22 protein-coding genes and 1 tRNA gene are annotated in these 20343 nt (G+C 65.3%); 5 read left to right on the forward strand and 18 right to left on the reverse strand.

Annotated features, from left to right (window positions below; genetic code table 11):
• Window positions 1-121 precede the first annotated feature (121 nt).
• The 5 genes from XH89_RS35280 to XH89_RS35300 form a co-directional block, all read right to left on the reverse strand.
• Window positions 122-1765: a lysine--tRNA ligase gene (locus XH89_RS35280; RefSeq protein ID WP_194464876.1), complete on the reverse strand. Its 1644-nt coding sequence runs from the start codon at window positions 1763-1765 to the stop codon at window positions 122-124.
• A 216-nt stretch (window positions 1766-1981) separates the two neighbouring features.
• On the reverse strand, window positions 1982-2926 hold the full coding sequence (locus XH89_RS35285) for a transporter substrate-binding domain-containing protein (protein ID WP_194468724.1): 945 nt from the start codon (window positions 2924-2926) through the stop codon (window positions 1982-1984).
• 227 nt (window positions 2927-3153) lie between these two features.
• A complete protein-coding gene (locus tag XH89_RS35290; RefSeq protein WP_194464877.1) occupies window positions 3154-3744 on the reverse strand; it encodes an SCO family protein in 591 nt (196 codons plus the stop codon).
• A gap of 18 nt (window positions 3745-3762) precedes the next feature.
• Window positions 3763-3957, reverse strand: coding sequence for a hypothetical protein (locus XH89_RS35295; protein WP_194464878.1), 195 nt, complete (start codon window positions 3955-3957; stop codon window positions 3763-3765).
• Window positions 3958-4065: 108 nt separating this feature from the next.
• On the reverse strand, window positions 4066-4587 hold the full coding sequence (locus tag XH89_RS35300) for a hypothetical protein (protein WP_194464879.1): 522 nt from the start codon (window positions 4585-4587) through the stop codon (window positions 4066-4068).
• Window positions 4588-4836: 249 nt separating this feature from the next.
• Between XH89_RS35300 and XH89_RS35305 the strand changes: the two genes are divergently transcribed.
• The 3 genes from XH89_RS35305 to XH89_RS35315 all read left to right on the forward strand — a co-directional run bounded on the left by XH89_RS35305 (window position 4837) and on the right by XH89_RS35315 (window position 7435).
• The gene (locus XH89_RS35305) at window positions 4837-6507 is read left to right on the forward strand and encodes an FAD-binding dehydrogenase (RefSeq protein WP_194464880.1); all 1671 of its coding nucleotides are present in this window, start codon (window positions 4837-4839) and stop codon (window positions 6505-6507) included.
• Between the two features lie 99 nt (window positions 6508-6606).
• Entirely contained in the window at window positions 6607-6957 is a 351-nt protein-coding gene (locus XH89_RS35310) for a RidA family protein (RefSeq protein ID WP_092289080.1), read from the forward strand.
• Between the two features lie 112 nt (window positions 6958-7069).
• Window positions 7070-7435, forward strand: a complete 366-nt coding sequence (locus tag XH89_RS35315; RefSeq protein WP_194464881.1) for a nuclear transport factor 2 family protein — start codon at window positions 7070-7072, stop codon at window positions 7433-7435.
• A 55-nt stretch (window positions 7436-7490) separates the two neighbouring features.
• On the opposite strand, the gene XH89_RS35320 is transcribed toward XH89_RS35315, so the two are convergent.
• From XH89_RS35320 to XH89_RS35370, 11 genes are all read right to left on the reverse strand, one after another.
• On the reverse strand, window positions 7491-8333 hold the full coding sequence (locus tag XH89_RS35320; RefSeq protein WP_194464882.1) for an amidohydrolase: 843 nt from the start codon (window positions 8331-8333) through the stop codon (window positions 7491-7493).
• A gap of 3 nt (window positions 8334-8336) precedes the next feature.
• On the reverse strand, window positions 8337-9314 hold the full coding sequence (locus XH89_RS35325) for an aldo/keto reductase (RefSeq protein ID WP_194464883.1): 978 nt from the start codon (window positions 9312-9314) through the stop codon (window positions 8337-8339).
• A gap of 100 nt (window positions 9315-9414) precedes the next feature.
• Window positions 9415-10347, reverse strand: coding sequence for a sugar-binding protein (locus XH89_RS35330; protein WP_194464884.1), 933 nt, complete (start codon window positions 10345-10347; stop codon window positions 9415-9417).
• 96 nt (window positions 10348-10443) lie between these two features.
• Window positions 10444-11520: an ABC transporter permease gene (locus XH89_RS35335; protein WP_194464885.1), complete on the reverse strand. Its 1077-nt coding sequence runs from the start codon at window positions 11518-11520 to the stop codon at window positions 10444-10446.
• Entirely contained in the window at window positions 11520-12278 is a 759-nt protein-coding gene (locus XH89_RS35340) for an ATP-binding cassette domain-containing protein (RefSeq protein WP_194464886.1), read from the reverse strand. Before XH89_RS35340 ends, XH89_RS35335 begins: the two co-directional genes overlap by 1 nt.
• Before the next feature lie 12 nt (window positions 12279-12290).
• Complete coding sequence (xylA, locus tag XH89_RS35345) at window positions 12291-13613, reverse strand: xylose isomerase (protein WP_194464887.1); 1323 nt, start codon at window positions 13611-13613, stop codon at window positions 12291-12293.
• Entirely contained in the window at window positions 13614-15065 is a 1452-nt protein-coding gene (gene xylB, locus XH89_RS35350) for a xylulokinase (RefSeq protein WP_194464888.1), read from the reverse strand. It lies immediately after the preceding gene.
• Between the two features lie 84 nt (window positions 15066-15149).
• Window positions 15150-16193: a LacI family DNA-binding transcriptional regulator gene (locus tag XH89_RS35355; protein WP_194464889.1), complete on the reverse strand. Its 1044-nt coding sequence runs from the start codon at window positions 16191-16193 to the stop codon at window positions 15150-15152.
• Window positions 16194-16294: 101 nt separating this feature from the next.
• Window positions 16295-16756 (reverse strand): GNAT family N-acetyltransferase, encoded by a 462-nt coding sequence (locus XH89_RS35360; RefSeq protein WP_194464890.1) that lies wholly within the window; start codon window positions 16754-16756, stop codon window positions 16295-16297.
• Between the two features lie 15 nt (window positions 16757-16771).
• Window positions 16772-17284: a GNAT family N-acetyltransferase gene (locus XH89_RS35365; protein ID WP_194464891.1), complete on the reverse strand. Its 513-nt coding sequence runs from the start codon at window positions 17282-17284 to the stop codon at window positions 16772-16774.
• Complete coding sequence (locus XH89_RS35370) at window positions 17284-17865, reverse strand: helix-turn-helix domain-containing protein (RefSeq protein ID WP_194464892.1); 582 nt, start codon at window positions 17863-17865, stop codon at window positions 17284-17286. Before XH89_RS35370 ends, XH89_RS35365 begins: the two co-directional genes overlap by 1 nt.
• Before the next feature lie 176 nt (window positions 17866-18041).
• On the opposite strand from XH89_RS35370, the gene XH89_RS35375 reads away from it, so the two are divergent.
• Complete coding sequence (locus XH89_RS35375; RefSeq protein ID WP_194464893.1) at window positions 18042-19037, forward strand: alpha/beta fold hydrolase; 996 nt, start codon at window positions 18042-18044, stop codon at window positions 19035-19037.
• A 6-nt stretch (window positions 19038-19043) separates the two neighbouring features.
• Here the strand turns inward: XH89_RS35375 and rpiB are convergent, their stop codons facing one another.
• A complete protein-coding gene (rpiB, locus tag XH89_RS35380) occupies window positions 19044-19475 on the reverse strand; it encodes a ribose 5-phosphate isomerase B (RefSeq protein WP_194464894.1) in 432 nt (143 codons plus the stop codon).
• A 37-nt stretch (window positions 19476-19512) separates the two neighbouring features.
• Window positions 19513-19586 (reverse strand) — tRNA-Gly (locus XH89_RS35385).
• 175 nt (window positions 19587-19761) lie between these two features.
• On the opposite strand from XH89_RS35385, the gene XH89_RS35390 reads away from it, so the two are divergent.
• The gene (locus XH89_RS35390; RefSeq protein ID WP_194464895.1) at window positions 19762-20340 is read left to right on the forward strand and encodes a methylated-DNA--[protein]-cysteine S-methyltransferase; all 579 of its coding nucleotides are present in this window, start codon (window positions 19762-19764) and stop codon (window positions 20338-20340) included.
• Window positions 20341-20343 lie beyond the last annotated feature (3 nt).

The raw sequence follows: 20343 nt of genomic DNA on the forward strand, positions 1-20343 counted from the left end.
CTCCGCTGTCATTCCCCGCGAAAGCGGGGAATCCAGTACGCCGCGGCGTATCGGCGTATCACAACTGCCTCGGAGTACTGGATCGCCCGGTCAAGCCGGGCGATGACAGCGAGGGTATCCCTCACGCACTCCTGGCCAGCGCGCCGTCGATCATGTTGACCGCGTTCTGCAGGCCATACACCGCGACGAAGGAGCCGAAGCGCGGGCCCTTCTCCTGGCCGAGCAGCACCTGGTAGAGCATGTTGAACCAATCGAGCGTGACGCCTGGGCGGCCGTCCTTGCCCTTCTTGACCTGGTCCAGGAACGGCTCGCGGCGGCCGATCTCGTAGACCACGTTCTGGATGTCCTCGGCTGATGCATCCTGCGGCAGCTGCGACAGCGCATCGCGCAGATCCTGCAACGCCGCGCGCTCGGTATCCGTGGGGACGCGGAACTGCTTCGTCGGCGCGACGAAATCGCGGTAATAGTTGATGGCGTAGCCGACCATCGCATCGAGCTTCGGATGCGTCTGCGGGCTCACGCCGGGACGATAGCGGCCGATGAAGCCCCACAGCGTTTCGGCATTCTCCGCATTCGACGACGACACCAGCGTCAGCAGCAGCTGGAACGTGACGGGCATGTCGCCCTGCGGCGGCTTGCCGTTATGGATGTGCCAGACCGGATTGCCGAGCTGCTGCTTGCCATCCTGCTTGGGGAAGCCGTCGATGAATTGCTGATAGTCGTCGACCTGGCGCGGGATGACGTCGAAGAACAGCCGCTTCGCCGCCTTGGGCTCGCGATACATGAACAGCGACAGCGATTCCGGCGAGGCGTAGCGCAGCCACTCGTCGATGGTGAGGCCGTTGCCCTTGGACTTCGAGATCTTCTGGCCCTTCTCGTCGAGGAAGAGCTCGTAGTTGAAGCCTTCCGGCGGCGTGGCACCGAGCGCCCGAGCAATGGCGCCGGACAGCTTCACGGAATCGATCAGATCCTTGCCCGCCATCTCGTAGTCGACGCCGAGCGCGACCCAGCGCATCGCCCAGTCTGCTTTCCACTGGCACTTGACGTTGCCGCCGGTGACGGGCGTCTCGACTTCCTGGTTGGTATCAGGATCAACATAAGTCACCGTGCCGGCCGCAACGTCGCGGCGGACCATCGGCACTTGCAGCACGACGCCCGTGGTCTTGCTGATGGGCAGGAACGGCGAATAGGTGGCGCGACGATCGGGCCCGAGCGTCGGCAGGATGATGTCCATGATCTTGTCGTAGGCGGCGAGCATTTTCAGCAGCGTCGCATCGAAACGGCCCGACTTGTAGTAGACGGTCGAGCTGGCGAATTCGTAGTCGAAGCCGAAATGATCCAGGAAGGCGCGCAGGCGCGCGTTGTTGGCATCGCCAAACGACGGGTGCTCGTTCGAGAACGGATCCGGTACCGACGTGAGCGGACGGCCGATATATTGAGCCAGCAGCTCCTTGTTCGGCACGTTGTCAGGCACCTTGCGGAAGCCGTCCATGTCGTCGGAGAAGGCCAGGAGGCGCGTCTTGATCTTGTCCTCGGTCAGCACGCGGAAGGCATGGCGCACCATCGAGGTGCGCGCGACCTCGCCGAACGTGCCGATATGCGGCAGGCCGGAGGGACCGTAGCCGGTCTCGAACAGCACCTCGTCCTTCGGGCTCTTCTTCAGCCGCGCGACAATGGCCTTCGCCTGCTCGAACGGCCAGGCGTTGGATTGTTCGGCAAGCGCGCGAAGATCGCTCGGGCTCATGCTGGGATCGATAACGGACATCAAGGGGCCTCCGGGCCGCGGAAAATAGCGATTTCCGGGCAGAATGCAATTTTGTGGGGCGGTGTTGCCGCCTCCGCCGTCATTGCGAGCGACCTGTCCGCCGTAGCTCGAAGAGCGAAGGCGGAAGCGAAGCAATCCAGAATCTTTTCGCGGAAACAGTCTGGATTGCTTCGTCGCTGCGCTCCTCGCAATGACGATGAGTAGGCAGCGAAGAATCTAAAACGGGCTCACCGAGAAATACTTCAGCCACAGATCGGTGTAGCGGCCTTTTTCCCAGACGCGGAACAGGGCCCAGTTCAGGGCCTGGCGCAGCACGTCGTTGCCCTTGCGCACGGCAATGCCGATGCCCTCGCCGAAGAACCGGCTCTCGACGAAGGGGCCGCCGGAGAAGGCGCAGCAATCGCCGGAATCAGTGCCGTTGATCCAGAACGCCAGCGAGATGGCGTCGCCGAAGATGAAATCGACCTCGCCCTTGCGGAGCGCGGCACGGAGCGCATCGTCGTTGGGATAAGGGTGCAGCTCGGCATCGGTGAACATCGCCTTGAGGTAGGCCTCATGCGCGGAGCCCGCGATGACGCCGACCTTCTTGCCTTCGAGATATTCGGGCCGGATCTCCGGCATCACCGCATCCTTGCGCGAGGCGAAGCGCGCCGGCACGCGGTAATAGGGATCGGTGAAGTCGACGCGGGCGCGCAGTTGCGGGCTCACCGCCATCGAGGCGATGATAGCATCGCCCCGGTTGGAGGTGAGCGCATCGACCAGCGTCTCGAAGCGGCGCATCTGCACGGTGCAGCTGACCTTGATTTCTTCGCACAGCGCTCGCGCGAGATCGACGTTGAAGCCGGCCGGATTGCCGTCGGCACCGGTGAAGTTGAACGGCGGATAGTCGGTCTCGGTCAGGAAGCGGATCACGGTCAGGCGCGACAGATCGGGCCGCTCCGGCCGCCGCCGCGGGTCCCAGAAACCGGGCACGGCCTGGGGGGCGGCCACTTGGGGCACAGTTTGGGGCGCGGTTTGCGGCGTGGCTTGGGCCGGCGGCTGCTTGGCCGGGGCCTGCGCGCGGGCGCCTGATGGACCTGCGAGCAGGCAGGCGGCGACGACGAGGCCCGTCAGCAAGCCGCGGGCAGATTTGGACGATTTCGCCTGTTGCGATGGAGCCATCGGCCGGAAATGAATGAATTTCATTGGGATCGGAAGGCCTTATAGACCATCCGGCCGGGAACGCGAGCGCCGATTACGGCTTGGGCAAAAGTCTCTCCTTCGTCATGCCCGGGCATAGCCGTCTGAAGGACGGCGTCGCTTCCGCTCGCCTATGTCCCGGGCATCCACGAACTTTCCGTCTCGCCAAGGCGTGGATAGCCGGGTCAAGCCCGGCCATGACGGCTGGATCAGAGATACTTCTTCAAATCCGCCGCGGCCTCTTCCGGGGTCCTTTTCAGGTTGAACGGCGAGACGAAACGTCCGTCGCGGTCCATCAGGTAGATCAGCGCGGTGTGATCCATAGTGTAGTCGCCGTCCTTGGTCGGGACCTTCTTGGCGTAAACCCGGTAGGATGTGAGGACCTTGGCGATCTCGGCGGGATCGCCGGACAGGCCTTCGAGATGCGGGTCGAAGCTCGAGAGATAGTCCTTCATCGTCGCCGGCGTGTCGCGCTCGGGATCGACCGAGATGAAGACCGCGTTGACCCTGTCGGCGTCCTTGCCCATCGCGCGCAGCACTTCCGACATCTCGAACAGCGAGGTCGGGCACACATCGGGACAATGGGTGTAGCCGAAGAAGATCAGGGTCGGCTTGCCCTTGAGGTTCTTGTCGGTGACGGCCTTGCCGTTCTGGTCGGTGAGCTGGAACGGGCCGCCGATCGCGGCCGGCTGTGCCACCTTGCTGACCCCGCCCATGGCCCAGAACAGCACCAGGAGACCGACGGCGAGGCTTGCGGCGAAGGCGGTCGCGATCACCAGCGGACGGGCAGCGGAGCTCATGAGCGAAGACTTTCCGGGTCAGAAGCAGGCGGCAAAGCCGGTCCTGATCATTTCGAAGAACACCTGGGAACCGTAATGGAACCAGAGCGCGAGCGCGCCGATCACCATCAGCCCACCGACACCAGCGCCGGCCCATAGCAGCACCGTCGCCGTGCGGCCGGCAGTGGGCGAATTGTCCGATACAGGATGTGCCGGATGCACGGGTTGAGCCATGACAATGATCGGGGCGAAGGTCCCGGTTCCCAAGCCTCCAGATAAGCTTCGGCCCGCCTGCGGGCAAGCGCCGCCGACGGGCCAAACGATCCGGTCAGGCTGAGGACGTCAGTGCAGCAACTGGCCCCGGGCGGATTCGAGCTGATCCGCTTGCGGCAGAGGCCGGCGCGACGGCTTGAGGGTCGAGGCCTGCGCGTCCAGGTAGCAGGGCTTGTACATTGCCTGGAGCTGCTTGCCTCTCAGGAACAGCATGTGCGGGGTGAGGCCGCCGCGCTGGCTGATCCAGCGCTTCACCTGCGAGGGATACATCGCATAGAGCATCTGGGTCGCTTCGGGATTGGTCACGGCGCGGCCATTGGCGCCGAAATCCCAGGCAGCGTGGAAGCCGAGCGTCGCGCTCGAGGTCACGCAGATACGGTCGTGCGGGATGGCGCCGAGGACGATGGTGCAGGCGGACGCGCAGAGGCCATCGATGATGACGGTGTCGCCGGACTGGCGCAGATCCTGGTACTTGTCGACGTAGGTTCCGATCCGACCGCCGCGGTCATCCGCGATCCGAACCACCGCGTGAGAAGCCCCCATGCAAGCGATCAGAACAACCGCCGCAAGCAACCCCGTCAGAAACTTCATTGTCCCCGCCCCAGTCGTTTTCGAATCTGCGTGTCAGGTGGTGATGCGTCCCTAGCGTCGGTCGACTCTGCGGCTTTGTCTAGGCACGGCGGCTGGCTCAAAACAAATTCAAATCCAGTGTTGCGTCCGCGCTGCACCCGGCCGGCCTCTATCCCAATGTGGAACAAGTTAACGACGTCTTACGCCACAAGCCCTTGATCTCAGTTGCAACCGCTGGCTTCAATCCCGGGCAACTACAGGGGGGAACTCATGGCCGGGGATTCGACTGAGCAGGCTGACGTGATTGTCGTCGGCGGCGGACTATCGGGACTGGTGGCGGCGACCGAGATTGCCGACGCCGGCAAGCGCGTCATCATCCTCGACCAGGAGGGCGAGCAGTCGCTCGGCGGGCAGGCATTCTGGTCGTTCGGCGGATTATTCCTGGTCGATTCGCCGGAGCAGCGCCGGCTCGGCATCAAGGACTCCTTCGAGCTTGCGATGCAGGATTGGCTCGGCACCGCCGGCTTCGATCGCGACGAGGATGTCTGGCCGCGCAAATGGGCCGAGGCCTATGTCGCGTTCGCCGCGGGCGAGAAGCGCGACTGGCTGCGCGCGATGGGCCATCGCATCTTCCCCGTGGTCGGCTGGGCCGAACGCGGCGGATATGATGCGATGGGCCACGGCAATTCGGTGCCGCGCTTTCACGTCACCTGGGGCACCGGGCCCGGCATCGTCGAGCCGTTCGAGCGCCGCGCGCGCGAGGCCGCCAAGAGCGGCCGGCTGATCTTCAGGTTTCGCCACCGTGTCGATGCGCTCTCCATCACCAACGGCACCGTGGACGGCGTCAGCGGCGCGATCCTTGCGCCTGACAGCGTCGAGCGTGGCAAGAGCTCGTCGCGCGATGTCGTCGGCGAGTTTGCGCTGAAGGCACAGGCCGTGATCGTGGCGTCCGGCGGCATCGGCGGCAATCATGACCTGGTGCGCGCGAACTGGCCGAAGCGGCTCGGGGAGCCGCCGAAATTCATGATTTCAGGCGTGCCCGAACATGTCGACGGCCGCATGATCGGCATCACCGAGAAGGCGGGCGCGCGGCTGATCAACCGCGACCGCATGTGGCATTACGTCGAGGGTATCCAGAACTGGAATCCGATCTGGCCGCGCCACGGCATCCGCATCCTGCCCGGCCCTTCCTCGATGTGGTTCGATGCCACGGGCGCGCGACTGCCGGCGCCGCTGTTCCCGGGCTCCGACACGCTCGGCCAGCTCAAATACATCATGTCGACGGGCTATGATTATTCCTGGTTCATCCTGACGCAGAGCATCATCAAGAAGGAGTTTGCGCTGTCCGGATCGGAGCAGAACCCTGACCTCACCGGGAAAAGCTGGCGCATGACGTTGCGCCGCGCCACCAACAAGGGCGCGCCGGCGCCGGTGGAGGCGTTCAAGAGCCATGGCGTCGACTTCATCGTGCGCGATGGAATCGAGGATCTCGTCGCGGCCATGAACAAGCTTGCCGGCAACGATTTGCTCAAGCTCGATCAGATCAAGATGCAGATCGAGGCGCGCGACCGCGAGATCGCCAATCCTTACGTCAAGGATGCGCAGGTGATGAACATCCACAATGCGCGGCGTTACATCGGCGACAGACTGATCCGCACCGCCTCGCCGCACCGCATCCTCGATCCCGCGCAGGGGCCGCTGATCGCGGTCAAGCTCAACATCCTCACCCGCAAGACGCTGGGCGGCTTCGAGACTGATCTCGATTCGCGCGTGTTCGGCCAGGAGGGGCAGATCATTCCCGGCCTCTACGCGGTCGGCGAAGCCGCGGGCTTCGGCGGCGGCGGCGTGCACGGCTATCGCTCGCTCGAGGGCACTTTCCTCGGCGGCTGCCTGTTCTCGGGCCGCAATGCCGGCCGCGCCGCGGCGAAAGCGGTTAGCTAGATCACGCATGCGTGCCCGGCAACGCATGCGCGCCTGGGGTGGCTCGGCGCGAGGTGCTGCGCTAGACAGGGCCGCCATTCCCTGAAGGAGATCCCGCCAATGAGCATTCAGCGTTTTGAGACCGGCCCGCGCATGAGCCAGGTCGTCGTTCACGGCAACACCGTCTATCTCGCGGGCGTCGTCGCCAGCAACGCGGCCGGCGAAAGCGTGACCAAGCAGACCCAGGACATCCTGAAGACCATCGACGGCCATCTCGCCAAGGCCGGCACCGACAAGTCGAAGCTGCTGTCGGCGACGATCTACATCACCGACATGAAGACGTTCCAGGAAATGAACGCCGTGTGGGACGGCTGGGTGTCGCCCGGCAACACCCCGGCCCGCGCCACCGTCGAAGCCAAGCTGGCCGCGCCGCAATACACCGTCGAGATCATGGTCACGGCCGCGAAGTAAATTCGCGTTTGGACTGGCGCGCGCCGATGACCTCAGAGGTAATCGATCGGCGCGCGCAAACCTTCGATAGTGACGGTCAGCCGAACCCACGGCGCCATCGAAGGAGAGTTTCATGACCGACCACGTCACCATCGCCCGCCGCTATATCGATCTCTGGAACGAGCGCGCGCAAAATCGCCGCCGCGATCTGCTCAGCGAGTTCTGGACGGCGGATGCGAGCTACGTCGATCCGCTGATGAAGGGCGACGGCCCTGATGGCATCGATGCGCTGATATCGGGCGTGCAGCAGCGCTTTCCCGACTTCAAGTTCAGCCTGATCGGCGAGCCCAATGGCTACGGCGAACATCTCCGTTTCTCGTGGGGCCTCGGCCCTGATGGTATCGACAGCCCGATCAAGGGAACTGATTTCGCCGTGCTGAAGGACGGTCGGATCAGGAGCATCACGGGATTCCTGGACCAGGTGCCCGCGGGCGCGTGAGGCACTTCTTACCCTCCCCTGGAGGGGGAGGGTAAGCGAACCGCCTTAGCCATAGTCAGCGCAGCCGATACGCAGCCTTCGCGTTCACGCCGAACGCCTTCTCACGCACGCGCGGCGCAATCTTCGTCAGGCACGCTTCCAGCGCGGTCTTGATCTCGCCGTAGCTGCCCGCAAGCAGGCACACTGGCCAGTCGGAGCCGAAGATCAAGCGATCCTCGCCAAAGCAATTCGCCACGTGCTCGACGAACGGCAACAGGCGCTCTGCATTCCAATCGCTCCATTTCGCTTCCGTCGCCAGGCCCGAGACCTTGCACCAGACATTGCCGCACGCCGCGAGAGTGGCGATGCGATCGGCCCATTCGCTGCTGCCGCCATCTGCGATCGGCGGCTTTGCTGAATGATCGAGCACGAAGCGCGCTTGCGGAAAGGCTTTTGCAGTCGCAATCGCGGCAGGCAGCTCGCGGGTGCGGACGAGGAAGTCGTAAGCGAGATCGCGGGCGAAGAGAGCGCCGAGACCACGTTGAACGTCTTCGCGCAGCAGCCAATCCGCATCAGATTCGTCGTGGACCTGGTGACGGATACCGACGAGCTTTGCGCCGCCCGGCAACGCGCGCAGACGATCGAGCGTATCGCCGAGCGCACCATCGGTCAGGTCCGCCCAGCCGACCACGCCGATGACCGATTGCGTCGCATGCGCGACCTGCAGGAACTCCTCGGTCTCCTCCAGCGAGGAGCGGCATTGCACCAGGATGCTGGCATCGACGCCGTTCGCTTTCAGAAGCGGCGCCAGATCGGCAGGGCCGAAGGCGCGGCGGATCGGCGCAAGCTCAGGCGCCGCCATCCAGGGATAATCCGCGCGCGCGGGATCCCAGAAATGCTGGTGAGCGTCGATGATCACGGCTCACGCCCCACCGGGCAGCGGCGCCCGCGCGTCGACGAGATTGTTCGCGCGCAGCTCCTGCCAGAAGGCTTGCGGCACCGCGCGCTCCGACATCGCGATGTTGTCGGCGACTTCAGCGGCGTTGCGCGCGCCCATCACGGCGACCGTCACGGCCGGATGGGCCATGCAGAACTGGAGTGCGGCGGCCTTCAATTCAGTGCCGTGCTTGCGGCAGAGCGCATCGAGTTCGAGCGCGCGCGCGACGAGCGCCGCGTCGGCGTCCTGATAGTTGAACTTCGCGCCCGTATGCGGATTGGCCAGGATGCCGCTGTTGTAGATGCCGCCGAGCAGGATGCCGATGTTCTTCGCCAGGCAAATCGGAAACAGCGCATCCAGTGCGCCCTGGTCGAGCAGCGTGTAGCGGCCGGCAAGCAGGAAGCAATCGACCGGCACGGCTTCGGCGAAGCGCACCAGCATCTCCGACTGGTTCATGCCTGAGCCGATCGCCTTGACCGTTCCGTCGGCACGCAGCCGCTCCAGCGCGCGGAATGCACCACCAACGGCCTCGTCATAATGATCGTCAGGATCATGCACGAGCAGGACATCGACGCGATCGAGGCCGAGCCTGACGAGACTCTCCTCGACCGAGCGCATCACGCCATCATAGGAGAAATCGAACACCGGTCGCTCTGCCTGCGTGCCTTTGTAGTGCTCGTCCTCGGCGGCCACGCCGTCAGAGGTGCGCAGCAGGCGCCCGACCTTGGTCGAGATCGCATAGGAATCGCGCGGCTGCCGCCGCAGGAAAGCGCCGAGCCGCCGTTCCGACAGGCCAAAGCCGTAAAGCGGCGCCGTGTCGTAGAAGCGGATGCCGGCCGACCAGCCGGCCGCAAGCGTTGCTTCCGCATCGGCGTCGCTGACCGGAGCAAACAATCCGCCGAGCGGCGCAGTGCCGAGGCCGATCGAGGTGACGTCGAGTGAGCCCAGTCGCGACCGTTTCATTCCCATTCCTTCCATCAGCCAGTATCTCTCCCGCTTGCGGCGACCGCAAGCGGGAGAGAGCAATAGGAGCGGGGCTGGCGACACTCCTATTGGAACATCGCTACTTCAACATCTGCGCGACGTTATCCTTGGTCACGAGATCGAGGCCGGTATAGACGATCTCCGGCACCTTCTCGCCCTTCTTGATGGCGAGCAGCGTGTCCATCGCCTTCTCGCCCATTTCGAACGGACGCTGGCCGACCAGCGCATTGGCATAGCCGTCGCGCAGCAGTTCGAGCTGCATCTTGAGCGTATCGGCCACGACGAGCGTGAACTTGCCGCTGTCGATGTCCTTCTTGTTCCTCGACGCGAAAGCCTTGAAGCCTTCTGGCGCGAACATCGGCCAGCCGCCGACCGGAACGATCGAGGCAAGGTCAGGCGTCGCGGTGTGCAGATCCGTCATCTGCTGGACCGCGAGTGCGGGATCGTCGTTGCAGAAGGTCGGCGAACCCGCGACCTCGGTCCATTTCGATCCCTTCAGCGCCTCGCGGACGCCGTCGACCCGCTCGGCGAGGTTCTTGGCGCCGGGGCCGCCGGAGACCATGGCGTACTTGCCGCCGTCGGGCCGGAGCTTGAGCAATTGCTTGCCGAGCGCGACGCCGAATTCCTTGTTGTTGGTGCCGATATAGGCGATGCGCTTGGAGCCGGGCGCGTCCGCATCGAAGGTGATGACGGGAATGCCGGCAGCCGTCGCCGCCTCGATCGACTTGGTCATGGCCGCGACGTCTGCGACCGAGATCGCAAGGCCATCGACCTTCTGGGTGACGAAGTCCTGGATGATCTGCGCCTGGGTCGCCGGCTCATGCTCGACCGGCCCCTTGTAGATGCACTCGATGTTGCCGAGCTCCTTGGCCCGCTTCAGGCAGCCGTCGCGCGCGAAGTCGAAGAACGGATTGTTCATCGCTTTCGGCACGATCACGAAGCGGTAGTTCGCTGCAAATGCCGGCGTCGCCATCATCGCGACCGCGATGCCGGCAAGAAGTATCTTCCTCATTGTCTCCTCCACCCTTTGTCTGGTGCCTGTCCTCTCCAAATTCGCCCGGGAAGCGGACAGGCCGCATTTTCTTTGCCTTCCCGAAACGACGTCACGTCAAATCATCCGCGAGCGGATACGGTCGACCAGCACGGCCAGGATGATGATCACGCCCACCAGCGCCTGCTGCCAGTAGGACGAGACCTGCGCCAGCACGAGGCCGTTGCGGATCACTTCCAGCAGCACGCAGCCGACGATGGCCCCAAGCGGACCGCCGATGCCGCCGGCGAGGTTGGCACCGCCGATCACGGCCGCCGCGATCACGTTGAGCTCGTAGGAGGTCGCCATGTTGGCCGGCGCCGAGCCGAGCCAGCCGGAGATGATGATGCCCTGGAGGCCGGCGGCCAGCGCGCAGATCACATAGACCTCGATCTTCACCCGCACGACCGGGATGCCGGTGAGCTCGGCCGCCTTCTCGTTGCCGCCGAGCGCAAAGACGTGGCGGCCGAATGAGGTGTGATGCAGCACCACGGCCATCGCCAGCGCCAGGACCACCAGATAGATGAAAGGCACCGGCACGCCGAGCACGTCGCCCGAGGTCAGTGCGTAGAAATAGTCGGCATCGGGCCCGCCCGGAAAGCTGCCGCGGCCGTTGGTGACGACATAGCAGAGGCCGCGCACGATCGAGAGCATGCCGAGCGTGGTGACGAAGGGCGACAAGCCAAGCACGGCGATGCAGAAGCCGTTGACGAGCCCGACGATCAGCGCAACGACGAGGCCCGCCAGCACCGAGACCAGCAGGATCAGGCCGGGCATGTTGGCGACCACGGTCTTGCCGTCGGCGGCCATATGGATGAACAGCGAGGCGCCGAGCCCGCCCGGCGTCGACAGCTCGGTCATCACCATCGAGGTGATGATGGCCGAGAAGCACATCATCGATCCCACGGAGAGGTCGATGCCGCCGGTGATGATGACGAAAGTGACGCCGAGGGTCGCGATCGCGACGAAGGAGAAGTTCTTCGCCACGTTCTGCATGTTGCCTTCGGTGAAGAAATAGGGGCTGGCGAAGTGCATGACGACGAGCAGCACCGCCAGCGCCAGCAGCACGTAGCCGGTCTGGGACGCGAAGATGCCGCGCTGCCACCATTTGCTCTTGCCGACATTGGAAAAGGTGATCGAGGACTCCATGGCCATCACGCCGCCTCCTTCGCGCCGGTGATGAGGGCGGTGACCTCCTCCGGGCTGGTCTCGTGGATCGGCTTGTCGGCGCGCTTCTCGCCGCGGCGCATGACGACGACGCGATCGCACACCGCGAACACGTCGGGCATGCGGTGCGAGATCAGCATCACGGCGACGCCCTGCTCCTTCAGCCGGTGGATCAGGCCAAGCACCTGCTCGACCTGGCGGACCGAGATCGCGGCCGTCGGCTCGTCCATCATCACCAGCCTCGCATTGGAGAGCCGCGTCCGTGCAATTGCCACGGCCTGACGCTGGCCACCGGACATCTGCTTGACGAGATCGTCGGGCCGCGTCTCCGAGCGCAGCTCGCCGAACAGTTCGAGCGCGCGCGAGGCCATCGCCTTGTGGTCGAGCAGAGCGATGGGTCCGAACTTGCGCTTCAGCTCGCGGCCGAGAAACACGTTGGCGGCGGCAGTCAGGTTGTCGGCGAGCGCGAGGTCCTGATAGACGACCTCAATGCCGACCGCGCGCGCATCGATGGGCCGACTGAAATGGACCACGTTGCCGCCGAAGCGGATTTCGCCATGGGTGGGGCGGAAATTGCCGGCGATGATCTTGACCAGCGTCGACTTGCCGGCGCCGTTGTCGCCCATCAGGCCGACCACCTCGCCGGGCCGCACCTGCATGTCGACATCGTGCAAGGCACGAATTGCACCAAACTCCTTGCCGATGCCCTGGAGTTCGAGGACCGGTGTTGCGTCAGCATTTGCCATGGGCGGCCTACTTCAGACGTAGCGATTGACGAGGGATTCCAGATATTCCTGCCGCCCCGAGTGCGGCTGCGGGTCGAAGCCGGGAAGAAGCGCGCGATCGGCGAGATCGGCGAGCGAGCGCTGGCCGCCGAGAATGGCGCGGCCCTCAGGCCCGGCCCATCCTTCGTAGCGCGAGGCGAGCGGCGCCGTGAGCGCGCCGGCATCGAGCATGTCGGCGGCGGCGAGGAACGCCCGCGCGCAGGCATCCATCGAGCCGACATGGGCATGGATGAGATCATCAGGGTCGATCGATTGACGACGGATCTTTGCGTCGAAATTGAGCCCGCCCGAGGTGAAGCCGCCGCGGTTCAGGATCTCGTGGAACACCAGCGCCAGCTCGGGAACATTCATCGCGAATTGATCGGTGTCCCAGCCGAGCAGATCGTCGCCGCGGTTGATGTCGAGCGAGCCGAACACCCCGAGCGCCTCGGCGAGCGCGACCTCGTGATGGAAGGAATGGCCGGCGAGGATGGCGTGGTTCTGTTCGATGTTCAGCTTGACGTCCTTGAGCAGATCGTAGCGCTGGAGGAAGCCATAACAAGTGGCGACGTCGAAATCATATTGATGCTTGGTCGGCTCCTTCGGCTTCGGCTCGATCAGGATCGGGCCCTTGAAGCCTATTCTGTGCTTGTGCTCGACGACGAGCGAGACGAAACGGCCGAGCTGGTCGAGCTCGCGCTTAAGATCGGTATTGAGCAGCGTCTCGTAGCCCTCGCGGCCGCCCCAGAGCACGTAGTTCTGGCCGCCGAGCCGGTGCGTCACCTCCAGCGCCGCGCGGACCTGGCCGGCGGCATAGGTGAAGATCTCAGGGTCCGGATTGGTCGCGGCGCCCGCCATGTAGCGGCGATGCGTGAACAGGTTGGCAGTGCCCCAGAGCAGGCGGACCTTGGCTGACGCCATCTTCGCTTCGAACACATCGGCAATCGCGTTGAGATTGGCGACGGACTCTTGAAGCGAAGCGCCTTCCGGCGCCGCATCGACGTCGTGGAAGGTGAAGAAGGGGACATCCAGCAGGCGGAACAGTTCGAAGGCGACATCCGCCTTGGCCCGCGCCATCGCCATCGGATCGCTGCCGTGGTGCCAGGGTCGCAGGAACGTCTCGCCGCCGAAGGGATCGCCGCCCGGCCAGCACAACGAATGCCAGTAGCAGACCGCGAAGCGCAGGTGGTCCTCCAGCCTGCGGCCATGAACCATGCGGTCCTTGTCATACCAGCGGAAGGCGGGCGTGCTTCCCGCATCCTTGCCGGCGAAGGCGACAGGTGCGCTTGCATCGAAGAATTTGGCTGGCGCGTTCACTTAAGTTCTCTCCTTCAACGCGGGGTAAAGCTCGCGCCACCGGCGATAGGCTTCGTCATAGGCGGCGGTCACGGATGCACGGGGCACGAAACTCGCGAGCCGGCGTGGGCGAGCGCAGACTTGCGCCGGATCTTCTCCGGTGACCGCAAGACGGCCGAGTCGCGCGGCGCCGAGCGCAGCGCCGATCTCGCCCTCTTCGACACGGTGCACGGGAATGCCGAGCACGTCGGCGCAGATCTGCGCCCAGAGCGGCGAGCGCGAGCCACCGCCGACCAGATCGAGCTCAGCAATCGATCCGCTCGCGGTCAGCGCCGCCAGATTGTCGCGCGCCGCGAAGGCGACGCCCTCGAGCACGGCCTGGACGATCTGGCTGCGTCCCATCGCACCGCGCAGGCCGACGAAGGCGCCGCTGGCTGCGGCATCATTGTGCGGCGTGCGCTCGCCATCGAGATAGGGCAGGAATTGGATCGGGCTCGGTCCGTCGACGTGCTCGCCGAGTGGCGCCAGCAGAGCCGCGGCCGGGGTTTCCATCACGCCGGAAAGCCAGGCGAGTGAGGCCGCCGCCGACAACATCACGCCCATCTGGTGCCACAGGCCCGGCAGCGCATGGCAGAACGCATGCACCGCCGCTTCGGGCGCCGGCGCAAAACGGTCGGTGACGCGGAACACCACGCCCGACGTGCCGAGCGACAGGAAGGCGTCGCCAGGGGCGATGGCGCCGAGGCCGATCGCGCTCGCGGCATTGTCACCGGCACCGCCGGCGACGACGACATTCATCGCCATGCCCCAACGCTGCGCGAATTCGGGTGCGAGCACCGCACTCACCTCGCTGCCTTCGACGAGGCGCGGCATGTGGTGCAGGTCGAGCCCGGTGGCCTTGAGCAGGTCGACCGACCAGCTGCGCCTGCCGACATCGAGCCATAGCGTGCCCGATGCGTCCGACATGTCCTCGGCCATCTCGCCGGTGAGGCGATAGCGCACATAGGCCTTTGGCAGCAGCACCTTGGCGACGCGGTTGAAAATGCCGGGCTCGTGCCGCGCGACCCACATCAGCTTGGGCGCGGTGAAGCCGGGCATCGCCAGATTGCCCGCGATCGCGTGCAGCGAGGGACAGCGGCGCTCGAGCTCGACGCATTCGGCATGCGAGCGGCCATCGTTCCAGAGGATGGCGGGGCGCAGCGGCCGGCCATCTTCGCCCAGCAGCGTCGCGCCATGCATCTGGCCGGACAGGCCGATGCCAGCGACCTGGGCGACCTCGCGCGGATGATGGGCAGCGAGATCATCGACCGCGCCGATCGCCGCATCGACCCAGCCGTCCGGATCCTGCTCGGACCACAGCGGCGCGGGATGCGACAGCGCAAGCTCGCGGGCCGCCGTCGCGACGATCGCGCCAGCTTCGCTCATGAGCACCGCCTTCACACCGGACGTGCCGACGTCCAGTCCAAGATACACACCGTCCTCCCTTGCTGGCCCGGTTGGCGATCTCCGTCGCCTGGTCCGCGGGCCGTCCTCGTTCACGCCGCCGGCCCTTCCGGCCTATGGCAGATTGTCCCGCATCACGATGTCGATCCTGATCTTCTCCTGTTCGTGCAGAATCGGCTCGCCGCGGGCGAGCGCGAGCAGCACGCGCACGGCGGCGCGCGCCTCATGCCCAGGATTCTGCGAGATCGCCGCATCCATCACGCCCTGCAACAACAGCCGGCGCGTCAGCACGGTGACGTCGTGCCCGACGAACACGATTTGCTTTTCGCGACCAGCCCCGCTCAACGCATTGGCCACGCCTTGCGTGCCAGCGCCGACGTTATAAAGGCCTACAATGTCAGCATGCCTGCCGAACATCCGCGCCAACCCCTGCTCCGAGCGCTCGTCCTCGTCGCGCCCCTCCAGCACCGGCAGAACGCTGAGGCCGGGAAATTCCGAGGCCATCACCTGATTGAAGCCAAAGATGCGCTCGGCATGATCGCGCAGGCCCTGCGATCCCGCGACGATCGCGACCTTGCCGGACCTTTGGCCGACCAGCCGGCCGACCAATGCACCGGCGGTGCGACCGGCCGCGATGTTGTCTATGCCGACATAATGGTGGCGCCGCGAGGACGGCACGTCCGAGACCAACGTGACCACCTTGATGCCGGCGTCGACGAGGTCGTTGATCGCGGCGCGAACGCCGGGATGATCCAGCGCCACCACCGCAACGCCGTCGTAATCGCCCGACAGCGCTTCGAGCGAGGCTGCGAGCACGGAGGGATCGAACACGTCGGTCGTGATCGTTTCGACACCGAGGCGACGGGCCGAGAGCCAGCCCGACATCTCGCCGAGATAGGCCTCGATCTGCTGCATGAACGGGTTCGGGCCCGACGGCATCACGAAGGCGAAGCGGCGGGCACGGCCGCGAGCGAGCTCGGCGGCGGCCACATGCGGCTGGAAGGAATTGCGCGCAATCGCCTCCTGGACGCGCCGGACCGTGTCCGCCCGTACGCCGGGGCGGTTGTGCAAGACGCGATCGACCGTGGCGAGGCTGACACCGGCCTCACGGGCGATGTCCTTCAAAGTCAGCGCGGCGGAAACGGTCTCCTCGGCCATGCCCGAAGGCTAGCAGAGGTGTTTTGAGGTACGCAACTCATTTTGAGGGGCGGGCCGGCATTTTAGATAGCGTCGCCGGGCGGGTGCGCCCCAATCCGGCGCTAGGCGCCCAGATCCAGCGTCAGGAATAGGCTGTTGCGGTCCTCGACATAGCCCACGAACGGAAGGCAGGGCACGAAGCCGTGGGCGTGATAGAGCGCATGGGCCGGCTTGAAATAGTCCCACGATCCGGTCTCCAGGCTCAGCCGCTTCATGTCACGCTTGCGCGCCTCGGCGATGATGTGGCGGAGCATCTCCCCGCCGAAACCGCGGCGGCGGGCGGTCTGGAGCGTGTGCATCGACTTCACCTCGCCATGGTCCGGCGAGAGCGTCTTCAGCGCGCCGGTCGCGACCAGCGTCTCATCGTCCCAGCCGGTCCAGAACGCGACGTCGCTGGCGCGAAGGCCGGCGAGATCGAGGGCATGCGCGCTGCCCGGGGCCGTCTGCGCCCGCGCCGCCGTGACGTGATGATCGAGCAACGCGACGACCCGCGGATCGAAGGTATCGCCAATTCGGATCTGCATCGTCAGGACCTCACGTCAAGGATTCACTTGGCTTGCAAGCTGCTTCTGCATCAAGACGAGATCGAGCCAGCGGCCGAACTTGCAGCCGACCTCCGGCATGCGGGCAACCTCGACAAAGCCGAGCGAGGCGTGCAGGCCGATCGAGCCGGCATTAAGGGCCTCGATCCCGGCGACCATGGCGTGCTTGTTGAGCATCGTGGCGCGCTCGATCAGCGCGGCGACGAGGCTGCGGCCGATTCCTGCGCGCTGGTGCCGTTCGTCGACATAGACCGAATTCTCGACGGTGTGGCGATAGCCGGGGAAGGGGCGAAAATCACCGAACGAGGCGAAGCCGACGACATCCCTGCCCTTCATTGCGACCAGCACGGGATAGCCGGCCTGCTGCCGCGCGCGAATCCATTCGCGCCGCGAGTCGAGATCGGCCGGTCCGTCGGTCCATACCGCGGTGGTGTTGACCACGGAGAAATTATAGATGGCGAGGATATCAGGCGCATCCTCGAGCGTGGCATCCCGTACGATCAGCGACATCACATTTTCCCGTATGACGTTCCGCGCCGCGTGATGATGACGTAGCGCGCGTCCTGCCTGGTTTCGTTCTCGAAGGTCACCGCCCGCATGACATCGAAATCCAGACAGTCACCCTCACGCAGGCGCACCGCCTTGGCGTCAATGTGCACGCAGACTGCGCCCTCCAGCATCAGAAGCTGCTGGGTGAAGGCGCTACGCCCCCACGGGCTGTAGGCCACGCGCGCGCCGGCCGGCAGATCGACGACGATGATCTCGATGCCGCTTGCCGCATCGGCCGGCGAGGCATGACGGCGCCGGTAACCGCTGTCGGGATCGCGCCATTGCGGCTGGTCGGCAAGCCGGGTCAGCCGCTCCGGCGGCTTCTCCGAAAGCGCGACCACGTCGCTGAGCGAGACATCGAGCGCCGCGCAGAGCTTGTTGAGCAGCGCCGCCGTGGCGCTGCTCTGCGCCCGCTCGACCCTCCCGATCATGGCCCGGCTGACACCGGAGCGGCTGGCGAGTTCGTTCAAGGTCATGCCGGCCTGCGTCCTCAGGATCTTCAATCGGCGACCGATCGCCCTGTCGAGTTTCTGCTGGTCCATGGTGTGGTCCTGATCCGAACATCGTCCGGCACGTGGACCGCATCCGCCGGGCGAAACAAGTCTAGGCCGGAGGCGCGGCGCGTGCCGGGATCGAGAGGCTAATATATTGGAATCTTTGCGCGCGGCGCAGCACCGTTTAGGATGCACCAAATGACAATGCAGCGGGAGGCAACGATATGAGCGGACCGACGCAGCGCACGATCAAGGCCAACGGCATCAGCCTCAACGTCGCCGAACAGGGCGAGGGTCCGCTGGTGCTGCTGTGCCACGGCTTTCCGGAAAGCTGGTACTCCTGGCGTCATCAGCTCGAGGCGCTGGCAGCGGCCGGCTACCATGCCGTCGCGCCCGACATGCGCGGCTATGGCAAGAGCGACAAGCCCGAGGCGATCGACCAGTACACGATTTTCCATATGATCGGCGATCTCGTCGGCGTGCTCGATGCGTTCGAGGCAAAGAGCGCCATCATCGTCGGCCATGACTGGGGTGCGGGGATCGCCTGGCACGCGGCGCGGCTGCGCCCGGACCGCTTTCGCGGTGCTGCCATTCTCAGCGTGCCTTATCGCCCGCGCAGCGAGGCGCGCCCGACCAGCGTGATGCCGCAGACTGAGGAAGCCCAGTTCTATCAACTGTACTTTCAGGAGCCCGGCGTCGCCGAAGCGGAGTTCGAGGCGGATCCGCGCAAAACGCTCGCCGCGATGCTGTTCGGCGGCTCCGGCGAGGGCGTCACCGCCATTCGCGCCATGGCGGCTGCGAGCGGACAGAAGTCAAAAGGCGTCGGCATGGTCTCGCGCAAGGACGGTCTGCTGCCGAAGGTGCCGGTGCCGCCGCCGTCATGGCTCAGCGCCGCGGACCTCGACTATTACGCCGGCGAATTCGCCCGCAGCGGCTTTCGCGGGCCGCTCAACTATTACCGCAACATCGATCGCAACTGGGAGCTGATGGGCGCCTTCGAGGGCGTGAAGGTAACCGTGCCCACGCTGTTCATCGCCGGTGACCTCGACATGGTCATGGCCTTTCCCGGCGCGGCCGAGCATCTCGCCAACATGAAGCAATGGGTGCCACAGCTGTGCGAAATCAAAATGCTGCCGGGCTGCGGACACTGGACGCAGCAGGAGCGGCCGAACGAGGTGAACGCGGCGCTCGTTGATTTCCTGCGGAGCTTGCCGGGCTGAGGAGCCCTAGCAGGCCCCCAGCTTGTCGATGCGCTTTTGATGGCGGCCGCCCTCGAACGCGGTGCCCAGGAAGGCTTCGACGCATTCCTTTGCGACCACGTCGCCGGTCGTGCGTCCGCCCAGCGCCAGAACATTCGCGTCGTTGTGCTGGCGGCACAGCCGCGCGCCCGTGACATCGTGCACGAGTGCGCAACGGATATGGGCATGGCGGTTGGCGGCGATGGAAATGCCGATGCCCGATCCGCAGACGAGAACGCCGCGCCCGGCCTTGCCGGCCTTGATGGCGTCGGCGAGCTTGTTGGCGAAGTCGGGATAGTCGACCGAAGCGGCGCTGTCCGTGCCCAGGTCGAGCCAGGCCACATCAGGCAAGGCGACCTTCAGGGCTTCCTTGAGGGCAAAGCCCCCGTGATCACAGGCGATGGCGACGGTATCGAGCATGTCCATGCCCTCGGAGTGCGCGATGCGAGGCAGGGATTGGAGCGGGCGAAGGGAATCGAACCCTCGTATGCAGCTTGGGAAGCTGCCGTTCTACCATTGAACTACGCCCGCGAACGCGCGTTTGCCGCGCCCATCCTGATTAGCCGAGACGGTGTCCGGCGCCAAGCGCTTTGACGCGTCAGGCCGGACTGATGTTAACGTCCTGGCAAGATTCCAGGTGCGTCGGATTGTGGCAGTGTTATGATCTTGTGCCTGGGGAGAGGCGTGCACTGAGTGGGGCGTGTGCATGGTGGGGTGTGCTTACACGATATTCGACACGCCCGTAGGGCGCTGCGGCATCATCTGGAGCAGCACCGGCGTGGTCGCCGTGCAATTGCCGGAGGCACGGGAGATCGACACCCGCCGCCGGATCTTTGCGGTCCATCCGGAAGCGCGCGAGCAACCCGCCCCTCTCAATACAGAGCTTGCGATCGAGGGCATCGTGGCCTTGTTGCAAGGCCGCGATCCTGACTTTTCCGACGTCAGCCTGGACGCCGGCGGCGTTCCCCCCTTCAACCGGCGGGTCTACGAATACTCCTGCACCATCCCGCGCGGGGAGACGCGCACCTATCACGAGATCGCCAAGGCGCTGGGCGCTTCGGGCGCTGCGCATTCGGTGGCACAGGCGATCTCGAAAAATCCCTACATGCTGATCGTACCCTGCCACCGCGTGCTGGAAGCCGGCAATTACGCGGACCGGCTCTCGCCTTACGGCGGGGTGATCTCCAAGCGGCGGCTGCTGGCGCTCGAGGGCGCCCATCCGGTCGCCAGCAAGACGCTGTTCGAGGTGCTGCTGCCCGTTGCCCCGCCGAGGCCGTCCACCTAGATA

Origin of the sequence: Bradyrhizobium sp. CCBAU 53340 (assembly GCF_015291645.1) — a bacterium.
Classification (GTDB): domain Bacteria; phylum Pseudomonadota; class Alphaproteobacteria; order Rhizobiales; family Xanthobacteraceae; genus Bradyrhizobium.

What these genes read in the sequence shown, in the direction of transcription:
- XH89_RS35280 (WP_194464876.1), bottom strand. Translation starts at nt 1,765, where the DNA reads ATGTCCGTTATCGATCCCAGCATGAGCCCGAGCGATCTTCGCGCGCTT.
- XH89_RS35285 (WP_194468724.1), bottom strand. Translation starts at nt 2,926, where the DNA reads ATGGCTCCATCGCAACAGGCGAAATCGTCCAAATCTGCCCGCGGCTTG.
- XH89_RS35290 (WP_194464877.1), bottom strand. Translation starts at nt 3,744, where the DNA reads ATGAGCTCCGCTGCCCGTCCGCTGGTGATCGCGACCGCCTTCGCCGCA.
- XH89_RS35295 (WP_194464878.1), bottom strand. Translation starts at nt 3,957, where the DNA reads ATGGCTCAACCCGTGCATCCGGCACATCCTGTATCGGACAATTCGCCC.
- XH89_RS35300 (WP_194464879.1), bottom strand. Translation starts at nt 4,587, where the DNA reads ATGAAGTTTCTGACGGGGTTGCTTGCGGCGGTTGTTCTGATCGCTTGC.
- XH89_RS35305 (WP_194464880.1), top strand. Translation starts at nt 4,837, where the DNA reads ATGGCCGGGGATTCGACTGAGCAGGCTGACGTGATTGTCGTCGGCGGC.
- XH89_RS35310 (WP_092289080.1), top strand. Translation starts at nt 6,607, where the DNA reads ATGAGCATTCAGCGTTTTGAGACCGGCCCGCGCATGAGCCAGGTCGTC.
- XH89_RS35315 (WP_194464881.1), top strand. Translation starts at nt 7,070, where the DNA reads ATGACCGACCACGTCACCATCGCCCGCCGCTATATCGATCTCTGGAAC.
- XH89_RS35325 (WP_194464883.1), bottom strand. Translation starts at nt 9,314, where the DNA reads ATGAAACGGTCGCGACTGGGCTCACTCGACGTCACCTCGATCGGCCTC.
- XH89_RS35330 (WP_194464884.1), bottom strand. Translation starts at nt 10,347, where the DNA reads ATGAGGAAGATACTTCTTGCCGGCATCGCGGTCGCGATGATGGCGACG.
- XH89_RS35335 (WP_194464885.1), bottom strand. Translation starts at nt 11,520, where the DNA reads ATGGCCATGGAGTCCTCGATCACCTTTTCCAATGTCGGCAAGAGCAAA.
- XH89_RS35340 (WP_194464886.1), bottom strand. Translation starts at nt 12,278, where the DNA reads ATGGCAAATGCTGACGCAACACCGGTCCTCGAACTCCAGGGCATCGGC.
- XH89_RS35355 (WP_194464889.1), bottom strand. Translation starts at nt 16,193, where the DNA reads ATGGCCGAGGAGACCGTTTCCGCCGCGCTGACTTTGAAGGACATCGCC.
- XH89_RS35360 (WP_194464890.1), bottom strand. Translation starts at nt 16,756, where the DNA reads ATGCAGATCCGAATTGGCGATACCTTCGATCCGCGGGTCGTCGCGTTG.
- XH89_RS35365 (WP_194464891.1), bottom strand. Translation starts at nt 17,284, where the DNA reads ATGTCGCTGATCGTACGGGATGCCACGCTCGAGGATGCGCCTGATATC.
- XH89_RS35370 (WP_194464892.1), bottom strand. Translation starts at nt 17,865, where the DNA reads ATGGACCAGCAGAAACTCGACAGGGCGATCGGTCGCCGATTGAAGATC.
- XH89_RS35375 (WP_194464893.1), top strand. Translation starts at nt 18,042, where the DNA reads ATGAGCGGACCGACGCAGCGCACGATCAAGGCCAACGGCATCAGCCTC.
- rpiB (WP_194464894.1), bottom strand. Translation starts at nt 19,475, where the DNA reads ATGCTCGATACCGTCGCCATCGCCTGTGATCACGGGGGCTTTGCCCTC.
- XH89_RS35390 (WP_194464895.1), top strand. Translation starts at nt 19,762, where the DNA reads ATGGTGGGGTGTGCTTACACGATATTCGACACGCCCGTAGGGCGCTGC.